18 protein-coding genes are annotated in these 20,744 nt (G+C 70.1%); 9 read left to right on the top strand and 9 right to left on the bottom strand.

All coding sequences use genetic code 11. The annotated features are described in order from the left end of the window. The first annotated feature begins 249 nt into the window (after positions 1–249). The 6 genes from smc to HXX10_RS17890 all read left to right on the top strand — a co-directional run bounded on the left by smc (position 250) and on the right by HXX10_RS17890 (position 8,916). Positions 250–3,717, top strand: coding sequence for a chromosome segregation protein SMC (gene smc / locus HXX10_RS17915; protein WP_296524160.1), 3,468 nt, complete (start codon positions 250–252; stop codon positions 3,715–3,717). Positions 3,718–4,001: 284 nt separating this feature from the next. Further along, the gene (locus tag HXX10_RS17910; protein ID WP_296524159.1) at positions 4,002–4,583 is read left to right on the top strand and encodes a hypothetical protein; all 582 of its coding nucleotides are present in this window, start codon (positions 4,002–4,004) and stop codon (positions 4,581–4,583) included. Positions 4,584–4,858: 275 nt separating this feature from the next. After that, positions 4,859–5,428 (top strand): LemA family protein, encoded by a 570-nt coding sequence (locus tag HXX10_RS17905; protein WP_296524158.1) that lies wholly within the window; start codon positions 4,859–4,861, stop codon positions 5,426–5,428. A gap of 121 nt (positions 5,429–5,549) precedes the next feature. Next, positions 5,550–6,740, top strand: coding sequence for a M48 family metallopeptidase (locus HXX10_RS17900; protein WP_296524157.1), 1,191 nt, complete (start codon positions 5,550–5,552; stop codon positions 6,738–6,740). A 153-nt stretch (positions 6,741–6,893) separates the two neighbouring features. Beyond that, entirely contained in the window at positions 6,894–7,649 is a 756-nt protein-coding gene (locus HXX10_RS17895; RefSeq protein WP_296524156.1) for a hypothetical protein, read from the top strand. A gap of 181 nt (positions 7,650–7,830) precedes the next feature. Beyond that, positions 7,831–8,916 carry a quinone-dependent dihydroorotate dehydrogenase gene (locus HXX10_RS17890; protein WP_296524155.1) on the top strand — a complete coding sequence of 362 codons (1,086 nt, stop codon included), beginning with the start codon at positions 7,831–7,833 and terminating at the stop codon, positions 8,914–8,916. Between the two features lie 22 nt (positions 8,917–8,938). Here HXX10_RS17890 and HXX10_RS17885 read toward each other — a convergent pair whose 3' ends face one another. Then, on the bottom strand, positions 8,939–10,255 hold the full coding sequence (locus tag HXX10_RS17885) for a folylpolyglutamate synthase/dihydrofolate synthase family protein (RefSeq protein ID WP_296524154.1): 1,317 nt from the start codon (positions 10,253–10,255) through the stop codon (positions 8,939–8,941). A gap of 27 nt (positions 10,256–10,282) precedes the next feature. Here HXX10_RS17885 and HXX10_RS17880 point away from each other — a divergent pair, with 27 nt between their 5' ends. Beyond that, the gene (locus tag HXX10_RS17880; RefSeq protein ID WP_296524153.1) at positions 10,283–10,441 is read left to right on the top strand and encodes a hypothetical protein; all 159 of its coding nucleotides are present in this window, start codon (positions 10,283–10,285) and stop codon (positions 10,439–10,441) included. Here the strand turns inward: HXX10_RS17880 and accD are convergent. The 8 genes from accD to rpsA form a co-directional block, all read right to left on the bottom strand. After that, positions 10,434–11,354, bottom strand: a complete 921-nt coding sequence (gene accD / locus HXX10_RS17875; protein WP_296524152.1) for an acetyl-CoA carboxylase, carboxyltransferase subunit beta — start codon at positions 11,352–11,354, stop codon at positions 10,434–10,436. The genes HXX10_RS17880 and accD overlap by 8 nt on opposite strands. Before the next feature lie 25 nt (positions 11,355–11,379). Next, positions 11,380–12,219: a tryptophan synthase subunit alpha gene (gene trpA / locus HXX10_RS17870; RefSeq protein WP_296524151.1), complete on the bottom strand. Its 840-nt coding sequence runs from the start codon at positions 12,217–12,219 to the stop codon at positions 11,380–11,382. After that, entirely contained in the window at positions 12,216–13,436 is a 1,221-nt protein-coding gene (gene trpB / locus HXX10_RS17865) for a tryptophan synthase subunit beta (RefSeq protein ID WP_296524150.1), read from the bottom strand. Before trpB ends, trpA begins: the two co-directional genes overlap by 4 nt. A 135-nt stretch (positions 13,437–13,571) precedes the next feature. Then, entirely contained in the window at positions 13,572–14,243 is a 672-nt protein-coding gene (locus HXX10_RS17860; RefSeq protein ID WP_296524149.1) for a phosphoribosylanthranilate isomerase, read from the bottom strand. A 430-nt stretch (positions 14,244–14,673) separates the two neighbouring features. After that, the gene (locus tag HXX10_RS17855) at positions 14,674–15,036 is read right to left on the bottom strand and encodes a DUF1049 domain-containing protein (RefSeq protein ID WP_296524148.1); all 363 of its coding nucleotides are present in this window, start codon (positions 15,034–15,036) and stop codon (positions 14,674–14,676) included. Between the two features lie 31 nt (positions 15,037–15,067). Next, the gene (locus HXX10_RS17850) at positions 15,068–15,361 is read right to left on the bottom strand and encodes an integration host factor subunit beta (protein ID WP_296524147.1); all 294 of its coding nucleotides are present in this window, start codon (positions 15,359–15,361) and stop codon (positions 15,068–15,070) included. Positions 15,362–15,527: 166 nt separating this feature from the next. Further along, positions 15,528–16,517: a signal peptide peptidase SppA gene (gene sppA / locus HXX10_RS17845; protein ID WP_296524146.1), complete on the bottom strand. Its 990-nt coding sequence runs from the start codon at positions 16,515–16,517 to the stop codon at positions 15,528–15,530. A gap of 157 nt (positions 16,518–16,674) precedes the next feature. Next, on the bottom strand, positions 16,675–18,396 hold the full coding sequence (rpsA, locus tag HXX10_RS17840) for a 30S ribosomal protein S1 (RefSeq protein WP_296524145.1): 1,722 nt from the start codon (positions 18,394–18,396) through the stop codon (positions 16,675–16,677). Between the two features lie 499 nt (positions 18,397–18,895). Here rpsA and HXX10_RS17835 point away from each other — a divergent pair, with 499 nt between their 5' ends. Continuing rightward, positions 18,896–19,780 (top strand): transglutaminase family protein, encoded by an 885-nt coding sequence (locus HXX10_RS17835; protein ID WP_296524144.1) that lies wholly within the window; start codon positions 18,896–18,898, stop codon positions 19,778–19,780. A gap of 99 nt (positions 19,781–19,879) precedes the next feature. Next, positions 19,880–20,686 (top strand): transglutaminase family protein, encoded by an 807-nt coding sequence (locus tag HXX10_RS17830; RefSeq protein ID WP_296524143.1) that lies wholly within the window; start codon positions 19,880–19,882, stop codon positions 20,684–20,686. The last annotated feature ends 58 nt before the right edge of the window (positions 20,687–20,744 follow it).

Here is a 20,744-nt window from a genome sequence, read left to right as displayed (position 1 = left end):
GGAGACGGCGGGCCATCCGTTTCGGATAGCCCTGGCGGGGGACAAAGGTCTGGACAAGCCGGCCGCCCCTGTTGCCTTCGCGGCTGCGATCCATTCATTCTCCCGCGCGATGCGGCAGACCTCGACCAATCCGGGCCCGGGCCCGTTTGTGACGTGCCCGCGGGCGTTGCCGCCGCGCCGGGCCGCCGCTGCGCGTTCCGCCGCTGCGCGGGCCGCCGTTGCGCGGGCCGCGCCGGGAGCTCTCGGATCATGAAGTTCAAGCGACTGCGACTGATCGGCTTCAAGTCATTCGTGGAGCCGACCGACTTCGTCATCGAGCCTGGCCTGACCGGGGTGGTCGGGCCGAACGGCTGCGGCAAGTCGAACCTCGTCGAGGCGCTGCGCTGGGTGATGGGCGAGGCGTCGCACAAGGCGATGCGCGCCGCCGACATGAACGACGTGATCTTCTCGGGCAACCAGAAGCGCCCGGCCCGCAACACGGCCGAGGTGCAGATCCTGATCGACAACACGACCCGCACGGCGCCGGCCCAGTTCAACGGCGACGACACGCTCGAAGTGTCGCGCCGCATCGAGCGCGAGCAGGGCTCGGTCTACCGGGTCAACGGCCGCGAGGTGCGGGCCCGCGACGTGCAGATCCTGTTCGCCGACGCGTCCTCCGGCTCGCGCTCGCCAGCCCTCGTCCACCAGGGCCGCATCGGCGAGATCATCCAGGCCAAGCCGGAGCAGCGCCGCCGCGTGCTGGAGGAAGCCGCCGGCATCTCCGGCCTGCATGCGCGCCGCCACGAGGCGGAGCTGCGGCTGCGCGCCGCCGAGCAGAACCTGCTGCGCCTTGAGGACGTCATCGGCCAGCTCGTCCAGCAGATCGACTCGCTCAAGCGCCAGGCCCGCCAGGCGGTGCGCTACCGCGCGCTGTCGGGCCATGTCCGCAAGGCCGAGGCGACGCTGTTCCATGTCCGTCATCGGCAGGCGACCGACGAGGTCGCCGCCGCCGAGGCTGCCAAGAACACGGGCGCCAGCGAGGTCACGGCGCGCACCGCCCTGCAGGCCGAGACCGCGACCCGGCAGGCTCTCGCCGCCGCCGCGCTGCCGCCGCTGCGCGACGCCGAGGCCAGGGCCGCGGCCGCGCTGCAGCGACTCGTCTCGGCGCGCGACGCGCTGGAGCGCGAGGAGGCCCGCGCCAACGAGCGCATGGCCGAGCTCGGCCGCCGCATCGAGCAGATCGCCCGCGATCGCGACCGCGAGGCGCAACTGCTCGCCGACGCCGACGGCACCATCGAGCGGCTCGACGCCGAGCGCGAGACGCTGGCGACCGATCTCGAGGCCGCCGCCGAGCGCCGCGCCGAGATCGACGACCGGGTCGCCGAGGCGGATGCGGTCGTCGCCGCGACCGAGAAGCAGCTCGCCGAACTGACCGCGGCGCTGGCCGAGGTGACGGCCCGGCGCCGCCAGCTCGAAGGGGCCGTGCGGGCGCAGACCGAACGCGCCAGCCGCACCGAGACCGAGCTTTCGAGCGTCACGGCCGACCTCGACCGGATGATGGCGGAGGCCGCCGACGCGGTCGATCTCGACGCACTGGCCGAAGCCGTCGAGGCTGCCCATGCGGCGTCGAGCGAGGCCGAGGCAGCCTCGGTGCGCGCCGAAGCGGCGCATTCGGCGGCCCGGCAGGCCCTCGACGTCGCCCGCCAGCCGCTCGCCGAAGCCGAGCGCCGCGCCAACCGGCTGGAGACCGAGGCGAAGACGCTCGCCAAGGTGCTGCATGTCGACGCCAAGCAGCTCTGGCCGCCCGTCATCGACGCGCTCGAGGTCGACAAGGGCTACGAGACCGCGCTCGGCGCCGCGCTCGGCGACGATCTCGATGCGCCGGTCGAGCCGACCGCGCCGATCCGCTGGTCGCTGGCCGCCGGCGACGGTGCCGATCCGGCCCTGCCGGAAGGCGTCGAGGCGCTGGCGGCGCATGTCACGGCCGCCCCCGACGAGCTCCGTCGCCGCCTCGCCCAGATCGGCGTCGTCACCCGTGCCGATGGGCCGCAGCTCGCCGCCCTCCTCAAGCCCGGGCAGCGGCTCGTCTCGCTCGACGGCGATTTCTGGCGCTGGGACGGTTTTGCGGTCGCGGCGCATGCGCCGACCGGAGCGGCCCGCCGGCTCGCCGAACGCAACCGCCTCGCCGATGTCGAGGCCGAGCTGGCGCTCGCCCGTGCCGAGGTCGAGACCCGCCGGGAGGCCGTCGAGGCCGCCCGGGAGGAGGTCGCGGCCGCGGCGAGCCAAGAGACCGCCGCACGAGGCGCCCGCCGTGACCTGCAGCGCGCAGCAGACAGCACCCGCGACCGCCATGCCGCCGCCGAGCGCGAGCTCGGCCGGCTGACCGCCCGCCGGGCTGGGCTGGTCGAGGCGCAGTCGCGACTCGCCGCCACCCGCGACGAGGCCCGCGCCGCCGCCGAGGAGGCCGCCGCAACCCTCGAGGAGCTCGACCCGACCGACCGGATGGAGGCCGATCTCGGCGATCTGCGCACCCGCGCCGGAGTCGAGCGCGCCGCCCAGGCCGAGGCCCGCGCCGCCGCCCAGGCGCTCGCCCGCGAGATCGACCTGACCACCCGCCGGCTCACCACCGTCACGGGCGACATCACGGCGTGGCGCACCCGCAAGGGGAGCGCCGGTGCCCAGATCGAGACGCTGGCGGCCCGCCTGGCCGAGACCGAGCAGGAGCGCGAGACGCTCGCCGACGCGCCCGCGCAGTTCGCCCTCAAGCGGCGCTCGCTGATCGGCGAGGTCGAGGAGGCCGAGGCCGAACGCCGCGCCGCCGCCGACGCGCTCGCGACCGCCGAGACCGACCAGAAGGACGCCGACAAGGCCGCCAACGCGGCGCGTGACGCCATGGCAGACGCCCGCGAGCAGGCGGTGCGCGCCGAGGAACGCCACGAGGCCGCCAAGCGCCGGCTCGCCGACGTCGCCCGCGAGATCCACGACGTGCTGGAGGTCGAGCCCTCGGCCCTGCTGGGGCTCGCCGAGCTCGCCCCCGAGGCCGCGCTGCCCGACCTCGCCGAGGTCGAGGAGAAGCTCGACCGGCTGCGGCGCGAGCGCGAGCGGCTCGGCGCCGTCAATCTGCGCGCCGACGAGGAGTTGCGCGAGGTCGAGCAGCAGCACACCACGCTGACCTCCGAGCGCGACGATCTGATCTCCGCCATCAAGCGGCTGCGCCAGGGCATCCAGAGCCTCAACAAGGAGGCGCGCGACCGCCTGATCGCCTCGTTCGAGGTGGTCAACGAGCACTTCAAGCGGCTGTTCTCGACCCTGTTCGGCGGCGGCACGGCCGAGCTGCAGCTCACCGACAGCGAAGACCCGCTGGAGGCCGGCCTCGACATCCTGGCCAAGCCCCCGGGCAAGAAGCCGGCGACACTGTCACTCCTGTCCGGCGGCGAGCAGGCCCTGACGGCGCTCGCCCTGATCTTCGCCGTGTTCCTCACCAATCCGGCGCCGATCTGCGTGCTGGACGAGGTCGATGCGCCGCTCGACGATCACAATGTCGATCGCTTCTGCGATCTCCTCATCGAGATGACCAAGTCGACCGACACCCGCTTCGTGATCATCACCCACAACCCGATCACGATGGCGCGGATGAACCGGCTGTTCGGCGTCACCATGGCGGAGCGCGGCGTGTCCCAGCTCGTCTCGGTCGACCTCGAGTCGGCTGAGAAGATCATCGAGCAGCAGGTGGCGTAAGCGCAGGCGGAAGCCCGCGACGCGCTCGATCGTCATCGTCCGCGCCGGCGGATGATCAAAAATCCGCGACCGCCGCGGTCTCGATCGCGCCGCCGAGCGATGTGGACGCCGCCTTCGCCGACCTGACGCCAAGCTTACATCGCAATGCAGCGAGGCCTTTGCTCGCCTCGCATTCACGCATCGAAATGACAGCGCCGGAACCGGCTCGTTCAGTGGCGGTTCACCTGAGCGTGTCAGACTGCGATAGGGGCGAGGCGACAAGAACCCTCGGAGAACAACAGACGATGCGTTTCTGGCAAAACAGGCTGCGCGGTGGCTTCGCGTTTGCGGCAGCGATCGCGGCCATGGTGATGTTTCTCGGCGGCGCTCCGGCGGAAGCTCAACGCATGGGCGGCGGCGGCTTCCGCGGCGGCGGTGGCGGTTTCCACGGTGGCGGCGGCTTCCGCGGCGGCGGTTTCGGTGGCGGTGGCTTCCGGGGCGGTAGCTTCGGTGGCGGCGGCTTCCGGGGCGGCTTCGTGCCACAGCGGATGGGCGGCGGCTTCGTCGGCGGCCAGCGCTTCTACGGCGGCGGCGCCCGCTTCGTCGGTGGTCCCCGCTTCGTCGGTGGCCAACGCTTTGTCGGTGGCCAACGCTTCTATCGGGGCGGCTTCTACGGTCCCGGCTGGCGGCGACCCTATTGGGGCGGCGGCTGGCGCTATCGGCGTCCGTGGGTCGGCCCGGCCTTCGTCGGTGCCGGCATCATCGGAGCCGGCTATTACGGCTCGTGCTGGCGCTGGCAGCCGACCCCATGGGGCTGGCGTCGCGTCAATGTCTGCGGCGTCCCGACCTACTCGTATTACGGCGGCGGCTACCCCTGGGGGTGGTGAGCCGGAAGAAGCAGGTACTGACCTGGACCTACGAGAGCCCTTCGGGGCTCTCTCTTTTTGCCCGCAGGGCTGCGCCTGAAATTCGGGCACCGAACCTTGAACCGGGCACCGCGATCGGCCGACCAAGCCTGTGTCGTCCCGGCCCGGGTGCGAGCCGTTTCGAAAGAAACGTCGCCCGCCCGCTCCTCCGCTATACTGGCCGACGTTTTCCAGCCGTGCGTCGGTCCGCGACGCCCGGTGCGCCCTTCCTGGAGCCCGCTTTCTGGAGCCCGCCCATGTCCACTACCGCCTGGATCGTCCTCGGAGCGATCGTCGTGCTCGTCCTGTGGGTCGTGACGGTCTACAACGGCCTGGTCGCGATGCGGCAGCGCGTCGGACAGTCCTTCGCCGACGTCGACGTGCAGCTCAAGCAGCGGCACGACCTGATCCCCAACCTGGTAGAGACCGTGAAGGGCTACGCCACGCACGAGCGCGGCACCCTCGAGGCCGTCGTCGCAGCCCGCAACCAGGCGATCTCGGCACAGGCCCAGGGACCGAGCCAGCAGGTCGCCGCCGAGAACCAGCTCACCGGGGCGCTGCGCCAGCTCTTCGCGCTGTCGGAGGCCTATCCCGACCTCAAGGCCAACCAGAACTTCCAGCAACTGCAGACCGAGCTGTCCGACATCGAGAACAAGCTCGCCGCGAGCCGCCGCTTCTTCAACAACGCGGTGAGCGAGTACAACACCGGCATCCAGCAGTTCCCGGCCGCGCTGTTCGCCGCCTCCTTCGGCTTCCACCCGCAGACCTTCTTCGACGTCGGCGAGGAGCGAAAGACGCTCGAGCAGGCTCCGCAGGTGAAGTTCTGATCCTGTCATTCCGGGGCGCGGGCGCCAGCCCGCGAGCCCGGAATCCATATTCACAGACAGGGATTATGGGTTCCGGGCTCGCCGCTTCGCGGCGCCCCGGAACGACGAGGCAAGAAGCGCCATGGCCTACGGGCTCTACTCCCATATCCAGTCGAACCGGCGCCGCTCGGTCGTCCTGCTGATCGGGCTGTTCGGGCTCGTCTACGTGTTGGTCTTTGCCGGCGCGCTGGCGGCCGAGGCGCTGACGGTCGACGCCTCGCTGCCCTGGCTGCTGGCCAAGGCGCGCGCCGATTTCGTCAAGGCCGTCCCCTTCGCCACCATCGGCACCGCGATCTGGATCGCCATCGCCTGGCGCTTCCACCAGGCCATGATCGACGCCGTGACCGGGGGCCACGACGTCACCCGGCAGGAGCAGCCGCGGCTCTACAATCTTCTGGAAAACCTTTGCATCTCGCGCGGCATCCCGATGCCGAAGCTGAAGATCGTCGAGGACGACGCCCTCAACGCCTTCGCCACCGGGCTGAACGAGAAACAGTATTCCGTCACGGTGACGACCGGCCTGCTGGACCGGCTGGACGACGCCGAGATCGAGGCGGTGCTGGGCCACGAGCTGACCCATATCCGCAACGGTGACGTGCGCCTGATGGTGATCGCCGTGATCATCGCCGGGGTGATCTCGTTCGTCGCCGAGCTGGTGTTCCGCATCGGCCTCAACACCCGCTGGAGCTCCTCACGGTCGAGCAGCGACAGCGACCGCGGCAAGGGCGGCGGCGCGGCGGCGCTCGCCATCGCGGTCGCGCTGCTGGCGGTCGCCTGGCTGTTGTCGTCGGTGATCCGCTTCGCCCTGTCGCGCTCGCGCGAGTTTCTGGCCGACGCCGGCTCCGTCGAGCTGACCAAGAACCCCGACGCCATGATCTCGGCGCTGCGCAAGATCGAGGGCCGCGGCGAGCTGCCGGGCGCCACCTCGGCCGTGATGGAGCTGTGCGTCGACAATCCCCGCTCGGGCTTTGCCGACGTGTTCGCCACCCACCCCTCGGTCGACAGCCGGGTGGCGGCGCTGGTCAAGTTCGCCGGCGGCCACGACCCCGGCCCGATCGCCCTGCCGCCGCTCGACGACGGCGCCGGCGAGGCCGATCAAGCCGGCGGACCGGAGGACGGCGCCGGCCCGCGTCACGGCCCCTGGGGCGACGCACCCGGGCCGGCGCCGCCGCCCGGCGCCCCGCAGCCGCCGCCCTCGCCCTTCCCGCTGCCGGGCCAGAACCCGGGCCAAAACCCCTTCCCGATCCCCGGCCCGTGGGGACCGCGGCGCTGAGCCGGCCGTGGCTCCGGCCGACGCGCGATTTTGCCGCCACCGTCGTGTCGCTGTTGCCGAATCCCTGGCACACTGCGGTCGTTGCGCATGCGCGCGCGGGCGCGCTGGCGTAACCTTGCGCCACTGATTCGTTCTCATTGCGGAAGGATCGACATGGCGAGCCCAGCCGTCGTGCTGGTGGGGGCAGACAAGGGCGGCGTGGGCAAGACGACGGTCGCCCGCACGCTGCTCGACTACCTGCTGGCCCGCAAGCTGCCGACCCGCGCCTTCGACACCGAGTCCCCCAAGGGGACGCTGAAGCGCTTCCACCCCGACGTCACCGAGATCGTCGACATCACCACGGTCGCCGACCAGATGCGCATCTTCGACTCGCTGTCGGACGCGCAGGTGACCGTGATCGACGTGCGGGCCGGGCTGCTGACCCCGACGCTCAAGGCGCTGCGCGACATCGGCTTCACCGACGCCGCCCGCAAGGGCCAGATCAGCCTGACGCTGTTCCACATCCTCGGACCGTCGATCTCGTCGCTCGAGGAGATCGCCGAGACGGCCGAGAGCGTCACCGGCACGCGCTACCACCTGGTGAAGAACTTCATCAACAACACGTCCTTCTTCGAGTGGGACCAGGCCACCTACGAGAACTATTTCAGCCGCCTGCAGGGGGTGGCCGAGATCACCATCCCCAAGCTCAACGAGATGGCGGCCGAGCAGGTCGAGCTCGCCTCGGTGCCGTTCCTCACCTTCGTGGCCAACAAGACCTCCAAGGGCGAGTCCGCCGCCTATTCCTTCGTGCTGCGCGGCTATGTCCGCCATTGGCTGAGCCACGTGTGGGCCGAGTACGACCGCATCAAGCTGTCCGACCACCTCGGGCCGCGCGACGTGGTGCCGCTGCGCGCCGGCCAGCAGGGCTGACGACCGCCGGAAAATCCTCGCCTCACCCCAAGACCCTGCCGGCTGTTTCCCGGTGGAGAACGCCGCCCGCGGGGCCGCCCCGCGCGGCCCACGGCTTGCATCGCTGCCCAGCGGCCGCAATAACACCCCGCGACCGCGCCGGCGTCGGGGCGGAGCCGGAGCCGGAGCCGACACAGCCGCGATGCACGATTTCCTCTACAACCTCGTCCGCCCAGCCCTGCGGCTCATCGATCCCGAGCAGGCGCACCGGCTCGCCATCGTCACGCTCAAGCGCGGCTTGCTGCGGCCGACCGCGGCCGCGGACGACCCGATCCTCGCAACCCGGGTGTGGGATCTCGACTTCCCCAACCCGATCGGCCTGGGCGCCGGCTTCGACAAGCATGCCGAGGTGATCGACGCGATGTTCGGCTTCGGCTTCGGGTTCGTCGAGGCCGGCACCGTGACGCCGCAGCCGCAGCCGGGCAACACCGGGCAGCGCCTGTTCCGGCTCGACGAGGACGAGGCGGTGATCAACCGGTTCGGCTTCAACAGCGAGGGGCTCGACGCCTTCGCCGAGCGCCTGAAGGCGCGCCACGCCGCCGGCGCCCATCCGCGGCGCGGCATCGTCGGCGCCAATATCGGCAAGAACCGCACGACCGAGGACGCCGCCGCCGACTACGAGACCTGCATCGCCGCGGTCGCGCCGCTCTGCGATTACGTCGTCGTCAACGTCTCCTCGCCCAACACGCCCGGGCTGCGCGGCCTGCAGGCGCGCGCCCCGATCGAGGCGCTGGTCGGCCGCGTGCTGATCGCCCGCAACCGCGCCGCGGAGGGATTGCGGCGGCCGCCGCCACTGCTCCTGAAAGTCGGCCCCGATCTCGACGAGGACCAGATCCGCGACATCGCCGAGGTGGTGGTCGACACCGGTGTCGACGGGCTGATCGTCGGCAACACCACGGTGACGCGGCCACCGAGCCTGCGCAGCCCCTGGCGCGACGCCGAGGGTGGCCTCTCGGGCCGCCCCCTGATGGGGCTGGCGACCGAGTGCCTGCGATCGATGTACCGCCACACCGACGGAAAGGTGCCGATCATCGGCTGCGGCGGCGTCTCCAGCGGCGAGGACGCCTATGCGAAGATCCGCGCCGGCGCCGCGCTGGTGCAGCTCTACTCGGCGCTGGTGTTCAACGGCCCCGGCTTCGCCGTCACCATCAAGCGCGACCTCGCCGCCCTCTTGCGCCGCGACGGCTTTGCCAGCGTCGCCGACGCGGTCGGGGCCGACCACCGCTGAGCCGGGCGGCCTGCTTCCATCCTCACCGCGGCGGGGTGCCGTTGGCTGAAAGGACCTCGCCGGCCAGATAGAGCGAGCCGGTGATCAGGACACGGGGCGGCGGGTCGAGGTCGAGCGCACCGATGCGGGCGAGCGCCTCGTCGAGGCCGACGCAGGTATCGGCCGGCAGGCCGAGGCCGCGTGCCGTCGCGACAATGTCTTCCGGCGGCAATCCCTTGTCCTGGTGGATCGGCACCGCGATCAGGCGCAGCGCGAGACCGACGAAGTTTTGGAGGAAGCCGGCAACGTCCTTGGTGGACAGCATGCCGACCACCAGCACCAGCGGGCGCGACACGCGCTCTTCCAGGTCGCCGAGCGCCGCCGCGACGGCACGGCCGCCCTCGGCATTGTGGCCGCCGTCGAGCCACAGCTCGCAGCCGGCCGGTGCGGCGGACACCAGCGCGCCGGCGGTGAGGCGCTGCATGCGGGCCGGCCACTCGGCCTTGACGAGCCCCTGCTCGAAGGCCGCGACCGGCAGGCCGAGCCCGGCCACCCGCAGCGCCGCGATCGCCGTGCCGGCATTGTCGAACTGATGGCGTCCGAACAGCCGCGGCGCCGGCAGGTCGATCAGCCCGTCGGTATCCTGAAAGACCAGGCGGCCGCGCTCCTCCGCCGCCACCCAGTCCTGGCCGGCGACATGCAGGGCGGCGCCGACCGCCTCGCCGCGCTCGATCAGCACATCGCGGGCGACGTCGATCTGGCGGGCGATCACGGCCGGCACGGCGCGCTTGAAGATGCCGGCCTTCTCGAATGCGATCTTCGCAATGGTGTCGCCGAGGAACTCGACGTGATCGAGCGACACCGGCGTCACCACGCTGGCGAGCGGCCGCTCCACCACATTGGTGGCGTCGAGCCGGCCGCCGAGCCCGACCTCGAGCAGCAGCACGTCGGCCGGATGACGCGCGAACAGCATGAAGGCCGCCGCGGTCTCGATCTCGAACACCGTGATGGGCGCGCCGGCATTGCGCTGCTCGCAGAATTCGAGAACCTCGGAGAGCTCATCGTCGGAGACCAGCGTGCCGCCATCGGGGCCGGCGAGGCGGAAGCGCTCGGCGAGCCGCACCAGATTGGGCGAGGTGTAGACGTGGACGCGCCGCCCGGCGGCCTCCAGCATGGCCCGCATGAAGGCGACCGTGGAGCCTTTGCCGTTGGTGCCGGCGACGTGGATCACGGGCGGCAGCCGCCGCTCCGGATGATCGAGCGCGTCGAGCAGCCGCCACATGCGGTCGAGCGTGAGATCGATGCGGCGCGGATGCAGGGCGAGGAGTCGCGCCAGAATCGCGTCGACCGGGGCGGTCATGCGGCCGGCCACGACGTCTGACTCGTCATGCCCGCGCTCGTCGCGGGCATCCCCGGTTTTCTGCTCGACGGCGCGAAGGCGTGGATGGCCGGGACGAGCCCGGCCATGACGGCTGTGGAGAGGTCGGCATGCATCGCGATCGGCATCATGCGCCGCCAGCCGATCGTCGGCGCGTCCCTCACGTGACGGGCTCGGGCGGCTGCACAGGCTGCTCGGTGACGGCCGGCAGATTGGTGGGCGGCTCGGGCGCCGGTGACTTGGTGAGCAGCCGGCACAGGCGCGCGATGGTCGGGCGCAGCTCGTGGCGGTGCACCACCATGTCGACCATGCCGTGGGCCTTGAGATACTCGGCCTTCTGGAAGCCGTCCGGCAGCCGCTCGCGGATGGTCTGCTCGATCACGCGCGGGCCGGCGAAGCCGATCAGCGCGCCCGGCTCGGCGATGTGGACGTCGCCCAGCATCGCATAGGACGCCGTGACGCCGCCGGTGGTCGGATTGGTGAGCACGACGATGTAGGGCTTCTTGGCCTCGCGCAGCCGTTGCACCGCGACCGTGGTGCGCGGCATCTGCATCAGCGAGAGAATCCCTTCCTGCATGCGCGCGCCGCCCGAGGAGACGAACAGCACGAAGGGCGTCTGCTTGCCGATCGCGGTCTCGATGCCCGTGATGATCGCCTCGCCGGCCGCCATGCCGAGCGAGCCGCCCATGAACTCGAACTCCTGCACGCCGATCACCACGGGCATGGCTTCGAGCTTGCCGAAGCCCAGCTTGACGGCATCGGTGAGGCCGGTCTTGGCGCGGGCGTCCTTGAGACGGTCGGTGTAGCGCCGCGCATCGCGGAACTTCAGCGGATCGATCGGCACGGGCGGCACGCCGACATCGAACCAGGTCTCGTTGTCGAACATCGACTTGAGGCGCGCCGTCGCGCTCATGCGCATGTGATAGTTCGAGCCGGGAATGACGAACTGGTTCGACTCGACGTCCTTGTAGAAGACGAGCTGCCCGGTCTCGGGGCACTTGATCCAGAGATTTTCCGGCACCTCGCGGCGATTGAGGAAACCGCGGATTTTCGGGCGGACGACGTTGGAGATCCAGTTCATGGCAGGCCTGTGTTTGCTCGGCGGCTCACTCGGCGGCAGGACGCTGGGCACGGCGCACGCCGGCGGCGAGCTCACGCACCAGACGCTCGGCCGCCTCGACGGTCGCGGACGTCGCGGCGTCGTTTGCGTCGAGGCTTCCCTTGATGGCGGCGACCAGCGCCGAGCCGACCACCACGGCATCGGCGCCGGCGGCGATGGCGGCGGCATCGTCGGCGCTGCGCACGCCGAAGCCGACCGCGACCGGCAGCGGCGTCTTGGCCTTGATGGCGGCGACGGCGCGGCCGACCGCGGCGAAGTCGGGCGCCGCCGTGCCGGTGACACCGGTGATCGACACGTAATAGACGAAGCCGGACGTGTTGGAGAGGACGGCCGGCAGCCGGGCAGCATCGGTCGTCGGCGTGATCAGCCGCACGAAGCTGATGCCGGCCTTCAGGGCCGGCACGCACAGCTCGTCGTCCTCCTCGGGCGGCAGATCGACGACGATCAGCCCGTCGACGCCGGCGTCCTTCGCCTCGATAAGGAAGCGCTCGACGCCGTGGACGTAGATCGGGTTGAAGTAGCCCATCAAAACGATCGGGGTCGCGTCGTCGGTGGCGCGAAACTCGCGCACCATCGCGAGCGTCTTCACCAGCGTCTGCCCGTGCGCGAGGGCGCGTTGCGACGACGCCTGGATGGTCGGCCCGTCCGACATCGGATCGGAGAACGGCATGCCGAGCTCGATCACGTCGGCGCCGGCGCCGGGCAGCGCCTCGAGGATCGCCAGCGAGGTTTTGGGATCGGGATCGCCGGCCGAGACGAACGTCACGAGGCCGGCACGGCCCTCGCGCTTCAGCGCCGCGAAGCGGGTGTCGATGCGGGTGGTCACAGCTTGCCCCCGAGATGGCGGGCGACGGCGTCCAGATCCTTGTCGCCGCGGCCGGAGAGGTTGATCACCATCAGGTGGTCCTTCGGCAACTTGGGCGCCAGCTCCATCGCCTTGGCGATCGCGTGCGCCGGCTCCAGCGCCGGGATGATGCCTTCCAGGCGCGAGCACAGCTTGAAGGCGTCGAGCGCCTCGGTGTCGGTCGCCGAGAGATACTTGACCCGGCCGATGTCGGCGAGCCAGGCGTGCTCCGGCCCGACGCCCGGATAATCGAGGCCGGCCGAGATCGAATGCGCCTCGTCGATCTGGCCGTCGACGTCCATCAGCAGATAGGTGCGATTGCCGTGCAGAACGCCCGGCCGTCCGCCCGTGATCGAGGCCGCGTGCTGGCCGCTGGCGATGCCGTGCCCGGCCGCCTCGACCCCGAAAATCTCGACCGACGCGTCGTCGAGGAACGGGTGGAACAGGCCCATCGCGTTGGAGCCGCCGCCGATGCAGGCGATCAGCGAGTCCGGCAGGCGGCCTTCGGCCTCCTGCATCTGGGCCTTCGCCTCGATGCCGATCACCGACTGGAAGTCGCGCACCATCATCGGATAGGGGTGCGGGCCGGCGACCGTGCCGATGCAGTAGAAGGTCGTCGCGACATTGGTGACCCAGTCGCGCAGCGCCTCGTTCATGGCGTCCTTGAGGGTGCTCGACCCGGACGTGACGGGCACCACCTCGGCGCCGAGCGCCCGCATGCGCAGCACGTTGGGCTGCTGCCTCTCGATGTCGACGGCACCCATATAGACGATGCAGTCGAGGCCGAACTTGGCGCACAGGGTCGCGGTGGCGACGCCGTGCATGCCGGCGCCGGTCTCGGCGATGATGCGCTTCTTGCCCATGCGGTTGGCCAGCATGATCTGGCCGAGCACGTTGTTCACCTTGTGGGCGCCGGTGTGGTTGAGATCCTCGCGCTTGAGATAGATCTTGGCGCCGCCGAGATGGGCGGTCAGGCGCTCGGCGAAATAGAGCGGCGACGGCCGGCCCACATAGGTGGCGAGATAGCCGTCCATGGTGCGCTTGAATTCGGGATCGACCCGGGCGGCCGCGTAGGCGCGCTCCAGCTCCAGCACCAGCGGCATCAGCGTCTCGGCGACGAAGCGGCCGCCATAGAGGCCGAAATGGCCGCGCTCGTCGGGTCCGGTCCGGAACGAGTTGGGTTGTTGGACGATGCTCATGCGGGTCCTGGCGCGTCTCGGTTGGGCCGGCGGGCTGCGGGGTACGGACGCCCGCGGACCGCGCAGGCAGACCGTCGCCCGCGCAAGAGTCGCGCGGCCGTCATGGTCGGCCCCTTGCTAGCACCAAGCCGCCGGTTAGGGGAGAGGCAAGGCCGTCGCGCCGGCCCAGGCGGCCCGGGCGGCCTGGACGAAATCGGCGATCTTTCGGGGGTCCTTCTCGCCCGGCGCCCGCTCGACCCCGGACGAGACGTCGACGGCCGGCGCCCGGGTGATCCGCAGGGCCTCGGCGACATTCTGTGGGTCGAGCCCGCCGGACAGCATGTAGGACAGGCCCGGATCGAGGTTTTGCAGGAGCCGCCAGTCGAAGGCTTTTCCCAGGCCGCCCGGCCGGGTGGCGCCCTTCGGGGCACGTGCGTCGAACAGGATCCGGTCGGCGACCGCCGCATAGCCCGGAACGGCAGCGAGATCCGCCGCCTCGGCGACGGCAAGTGCCTTGATGACCGGCCGACCGAACCGCGCCCGCACGGCCGCAACCCGCTCGGGGCTCTCCTTGCCGTGCAGTTGCAGCAGGTCCGGCGCCAGGACCTCGACGATCTCGGAGAGGAGAGCGTCGGTGGCATCGACCGTGAGGGCGACGGTCAGGAGCTTGCCCTTGGCACGCGTCACAAGGTCCCGCCCGCCCGCCGGGTCGAGGTGCCGGGGCGACGGCGGAAACACCACGAAGCCGGCCATGTCGGCCCCGGCCGCGATCGTCGCGTCCAGCGCCTCGTGGGTCTTCAGCCCGCAGATTTTGACCAGGAGGGTCATGGTGATGGCGTCACGAGCCGATCTCGGGTCTGCGTCATGGCCGGGCTCGTCCCGGCCATCCACGTCTATGTTCTCGGCGTTCTCTGCAAGACGTGGATGCCCGCGACGCGCGCGGGCATGACGGGCCAGTGGGTGGAACGCTTAAAGGGGCTCTGCAAGAACGGGAAAATCTTCGACCTCCCGCCCCCTCAATCCGCTCACGAGGACGATGCCGACCGTGCAGCCGAGTCGATCACTGAGATCGACCTCCGCCTGGGCCAGATCGAGAAGGCTCAGGCCAGGGCGCTTCTCGGCGAGCAGCTCGATCGCATCGGAATCGAAGACATGACCGATGCTCCCGGCCGGAAGGATGCCGACGAACCTGATCGGGACCCTCTCCTCGATCGCTCTCGCATGACGCCGAAGCGCCTCGCGACTGCCTTCCCCCGCCTCACGCAGCCGGGCGCTGCAGGGCGCGGGGCGGCCAGCGGCGGCCCTCGTCCTCGGCGTCGGCGAGGCGCTGCTTGAGCTCGACATTCTCGGCCCGGGCGGAGCCGAGCTCCCACTCGGCGCGACGGGCGGCGCGGCGCCACTTGCCCTGGCCGAGCCAGGCCGCGACCCCGCCGACGAAGACGCCGCCGGCGACGAGGCCGAACACCAGCACGAACAGCGGCACCTGCACGGCGTTGGTGAGATCGCCGGCGCTGAACGGGTCGAGCGAGATCGGCACGCCGTGCCGGTTGACCAGCGCGAGCGCCACGATGGCGATCATCAACGGCACGAGAATCAGGACGGCGATGATTTTACGGATCATTTGAAAACACTTTCGGTCAATCGGCGGGCCCTCAGGCCTGCGGTTCGGGGCGATTCAGCCGCTCGCGCATCTCCTTGCCGGTCTTGAAGAACGGCACGCATTTCTGGTCGACATCGACATGCTGCCCGGTGCGCGGGTTGCGCCCCGTGCGGGCCGGTCGCTCCTTGACCGAGAAGGCGCCGAAGCCGCGCAGCTCGACGCGATCGCCGCGGGCGAGCGCCGCCGTGATCTCGTTGAGGATCGCGTTGACGATGTTCTCGACGTCCCGCTGGTAAAGATGCGGGTTCTGCGCCGCTATGCGCTGGACCAGTTCCGATTTGATCATCTGTCGTTTCCGCCGATCAGCGACGAGATCACAAACCCACCTGCGATCACAGTGCCACCTGCGACATACTCTGATCGAGCCCGCCGATCCACCGTTTCGGATCGAGGTCTCGCGATCGAGTCGCCGCCGAAGGCGCCCGGTGGCCGTCCGGCTGTCGAGCCGTCGCTCAGTCCGACGCCGCAGGGTGCCAAAGCGCCAGCAGACCGTCAAGATTAAGGCGTTCTAAAGATTGGATTGTCCCCGTGTCCGCGAGGGTCCGGGCGATCCGGCCGAGCCCGACCGCCTCGAGCACCGCCGCGCTACCGAGGTGGATGAACGACAGGTCGCCGAACTGGGCCTTGAGATCCCAGTCCTTGACGGGCAGCTTGGCGTCGATCCCCTTGGCCTTGGCGAGCCACTCGACCGCCTGCTCCTCGGTCCCGATCTCGTCGACCAGCTTGAACTCGATGCCCTGGCGGCCCGTGAACACGCGGCCGTCCGTCACCTTGGCCAGGAGCTCGCCGTCGATGCTGCGGCGCTCGCGCACCATGGCCCGGAACCAATCGTAGGAGTCGGCGACCAGGGAGGCGATCGCAGCCCGCACCTCGGGGCTGGTCGGCTCGAAGCCGTTGGGCGCCGCCTTGAGGGGCGAGGACTTCACCTCCTCGACCTTGACCCCGATGGTCTTCAGGAGGTCGGTGACGTTCGGATATTGGAACAGCACCCCGATCGAGCCGACGATCGAGTTGCCCTGCGCCACGATGTGCTCGCCCGCCATGGCGGCGATGTAGCCGCCCGAGGCGGCCATGCCGTCGACCACGATGACGGTCGGCTTCTTGGCGGCGAGCCGGCGCAGCGCCGTATGGAGCTGCTCGGAGCCGGCCGTGGTGCCGCCGGGGCTGTCGATATGGACGATCACGGCGCGGGCGGCCCGCGACTTGCCGAGCCGGTCCAGCGCCTCGACCCGCTCCTGATCGTTGCGGATGATGCCGCGGATACCGATCCGGGCGATCTGGGCCGAAACCGGCTCGCCGAAGCCGAGCTCGGAGCGTCCCCGCAGGGCGGCCCCCACGGCGACGATGCCGACCACCGCGACCAGCACGGCCAGCACGCGCCAGAAGGTCAGCTTGCGCCGCATGCGGCGACGGTCGACGAGGGAATCGGCGTCGAGCGACATCGGTCGGCTCCTCGGCAGCAGGGCGGTCCGGCATCCGCCCGGGGGTATCCGCCATCGGCCACGAATCCGGCGGTGAAAAGGCAAACCGGCCGCTTTCGCGGCCGGTTCCTACACGTTCGGCTGAACGGCCCGGGGCACGCCCGGGCCGGGCGGGCCGTCAGTCCTTCTTCTCGTTGGCGCGCTTGAGCGCGGTGCCGAGAATGTCGCCGAGCGTCGCGCCGGAGTCGGACGAGCCGTACTGGGCGATCGCCTCCTTCTCCTCGGCCACCTCGAGCGCCTTGATGGACACCTGCACCTTGTGCGACTTGCGGTCGAACTGGGTGACGCGGGCATCCACCTTCTGGCCGACCGCAAAGCGGTCGGGGCGCTGCTCGGAGCGGTCGCGCGCGAGCTCGTTGCGCTTGATGAAGGCGACGAGGTCGGTGCCGACGATCTTCACGTCGATGCCGCCTTCCTTCACCTCGACCACCTCGCCCGTCACCACGGCGCCCTTGCGGACGTCGCCGGCCTCGGCGAAGGGGTCGCCCTCGAGCTGCTTGATGCCGAGCGAGATGCGCTCCTTCTCGACGTCGACGTCGAGCACCTGGGCGCGGACCTGGTCGCCCTTCTTGAACTCCTCGATGACCTGTTCGCCCGGACGCTTCCAGTCGAGGTCGGAGAGATGGACCATGCCGTCCACGTCGCCGTCGAGCCCGAGGAACAGGCCGAACTCGGTCTTGTTCTTGACCTCGCCCTCGACCACCGAGCCGGGCGGGTACTTCTCGACGAAGACCTCCCACGGGTTGCGCATGGTCTGCTTGAGGCCGAGCGAGATGCGCCGCTTGACCGGATCGACCTCGAGCACCTGCACCTCGACCTCCTGGGAGGTGGAGACGATCTTGCCCGGGTGGACGTTCTTCTTGGTCCACGACATCTCGGAGACGTGGATGAGGCCCTCGATGCCCGGCTCGAGCTCGACGAACGCACCGTAGTCCGTGATGTTGGTGACGCGGCCGTTGAGCCGCGTGTGGACCGGGTACTTCGCCTCGATGCCCTGCCACGGATCGGCCTGAAGCTGCTTCATGCCGAGCGAGATGCGGTGGGTCTCGTGGTTGATCTTGATGATCTTGACCTTGACCTGCTGGCCGATGTTCAAGACCTCGGACGGGTGATTCACCCGCCGCCAGGCGATGTCGGTCACGTGCAGCAGGCCGTCGATGCCGCCGAGGTCGACGAACGCACCGTAATCGGTGATGTTCTTGACCACGCCGTCGATCACCTGCCCCTCTTCGAGGTTCTGGACGAGCTCCTGACGCTGCTCGGCGCGGGTCTCTTCCAGCACGGTGCGGCGCGACACCACGATGTTGCCGCGGCGCCGATCCATCTTGAGGATCTGGAACTGCTGCGGAACGTTCATCAGCGGGGTGACGTCGCGGATCGGGCGGATGTCCACCTGGCTACGGGGCAGGAACGCCACGGCGCCGTCGAGGTCGACCGTGAAGCCGCCCTTGACCTGGTTGAAGATGACGCCCGAGACCTTCTCGTTGTTCTGGAAGGCGCGCTCGAGCTTGCCCCAGCTCTCCTCGCGCCGCGCCTTGTCGCGCGACAGCACCGCCTCGCCGAGCGCGTTCTCGACGCGCTCCAGATAGACTTCGACGATGTCGCCGACCTTGATCTCGTTCTGCCGTCCGGGTGTCGCGAACTCTTTGACCGGAACCCGACCTTCGGTCTTCAGCCCGACGTCGATGACCGCGAGGTCCTTCTCGATCGCGACGACTGTTCCCTTGATGACGGTGCCTTCGTGCAGGTTGCCCTGGGTGAAGGATTCCTCGAGCATGGCCGCGAAGTCTTCGCGCATAGGCGGTACGGCGGCGTGCGTGGCGTGAGCGGTCTGAGCCATGAATTCTCCTGACGGGACAGCCGGCGGGCTGGTGTTGACGAAACGTCCGTTGACCGCTCGGGCCGAAGGCCCCGTAGCCTTCGGCTGCCGCCGCAAAGCGGCGGGCCGGCCCGATCAACCGAGCGGTCGGGACGAGTGCTGGGCCCGGGTGCCGCAGCCGACCAAGGGGCTGCGGGAGCCGGATCGGTCCCGGCAAAGGGAGGCGATCCGTTAAAACGCCCGACACCGCCCTGGTCCGGAGAACGGCTCCGGACAGGTCGGGTCTCGTGCGTTTCGCTCAGGCGGCTTCGAGGTTGTCGGCAGCCCGGACTGCCGCGTCTATACCGTATCGGCCGGGTCGCGGGCAAGGGCGCGAAGGCCGTCGCAATCCGCCGCGAAGGCGTTAAATTGCGAGGCGAAGCCCGGCGTCGGCGGCAGTGCGGACAGGCGTCCCACCCCTGGGCACCGGCGGGACAGCCGGGAACCGGCGAGCCACAACCAAAGAGAGAGTGGTTCGAATATGACCATCCTGAAGGTGCGCCACGTGACGACCTACCGGTACGGCCGGCCGGTCGCCTTCGGTGAGCATCGGATGATGTTCCGCCCGCGCGACTCCTATGACCAGCGCCTGCTCGGCTCGTCGCTGCGCATCATGCCGAAACCGAGCGGCCTGCGCTGGGTCCACGACGCCTTCGGCAACGCCGTCGCGCTCGCCCGCTTCGACGCCATGGCCGACGAGCTGACCTTCGAGAGCCGCATCGAGGTCGACCACTTCCCCGATCCGATCGGGTTCGAGAGCGAGGACTTCGCCAAAACCTACCCGTTCTCCTATGCGGAGGACGAGCTGCCCGACCTGGCGCCCTTCATGGCCCGCCAGCATCCCGATCCCGAGGGCGAGCTGGCACGGTGGGCGCGACGCTTTCTCGGACCCGGCCAGGAGACCGCGACGGGCCGGCTGCTGATGACGCTGACCACTGCGGTCGGCGAGAGCTTCGCCTACAACCGCCGCACCGAGACCGGCACCCAGGGGCCGCTCACCACGCTGCGTCTCGGACGGGGCACCTGCCGCGACTTCGCGCTGTTCATGATCGAGGCAGTGCGCTCGCTCGGCCTCGCGGCGCGCTTCGTGTCGGGCTATCTCTACGTCCCGACCCACGACGGAACGAGCCATCTCGGCGGCGGCTCGACCCATGCCTGGTGCCAAGTCTACATCCCGGGCGCCGGCTGGGTGGAGTTCGACCCGACCAACGGCATCATCGGCAATCGCGACCTGATCCGGGTCGCGGTCGCCCGTACGCCGGCCCAGGCGGTGCCGCTGAGCGGCACATTCCGGGGCACCCCGACCGACGAGCGCGGCATGACGGTCGACGTCCAGGTCACCTCGGAGGACGGCCCGGGAGATTGAGCCCCCCTGGAACTTCGGCGGTGTCCAGGGATTGGCATCCGGCTTGCTTTTCCTCGGTTGGACGACCGCGACGACCCCCGAAACCGGAGACCGCACCGCGTGAAAATCCGTGCCGGCTACGACATCGCCTTCGACTGCCCGCAGCCGACCCCGATGATCCTCATGCTCTCGGTGCATCCATCGCGCGAGGGCGACCTGCTCGGCCCGCAGGGCATGACGTTCGAACCGCCGCTCGCCCCGCGGACCTATTTCGACCAGTTCGGCAATGTCTGCACCCGCATCACGGCGCCGGCCGGACGGGTGCGGATGACGGCCGATTTCGTCGTGCGCGACTCGGGCGACCCCGACGAGGTCGCGCCCTCTGCGCCGCAAATCCCCGTCCAGGACCTCCCTGCCGACACGCTCGTCTATCTGCTCGGCAGCCGCTATTGCGACACCGAGCACCTAGCCGAGGAAGCGTGGTCGCGCTTCGGCACCGCACCGCTGGGCTGGGGCCGGGTCCAGGCGATCTGCGACTACGTCAACGATCACCTCACCTTCGGCTACTCGCATGCGCGCGCCACCCGCACGGCGGCCGAGGGCAATGCCGAGCAGCGCGGCGTCTGCCGCGACTTCGCCCATCTCGCCATCACGTTCTGCCGCTGCATGAACATCCCGGCGCGCTACTGCACCGGCTATCTGGGCGACATCGGCGTGCCGCCGGACCCGCAGCCGATGGATTTTTCCGCGTGGTTCGAGGCGTATCTGGGCGGCCGCTGGTACACGTTCGACGCCCGCCACAACGCCCCGCGGATCGGCCGCATCCTGATGGCGCGCGGCCGCGACGCCACCGACGTCGCGCTCTCGACCTCGTTCGGACGGGCGGATCTCGCCGGATTCACGGTGATCACCGAAGAGGTGGAGTAGGCGCGGGCCGCGGCCCTCGTAGCCCGGGTCGAGTGCAACGAGACCCGGGATCTTTCCC

It is taken from the genome of Rhodoplanes sp. (assembly GCF_013377085.1).
GTDB lineage: Bacteria > Pseudomonadota > Alphaproteobacteria > Rhizobiales > Xanthobacteraceae > Rhodoplanes.
The sequence above is the reverse complement of the archived record's forward strand: the minus strand, read 5'-3'. Positions and strand labels throughout refer to the sequence as shown.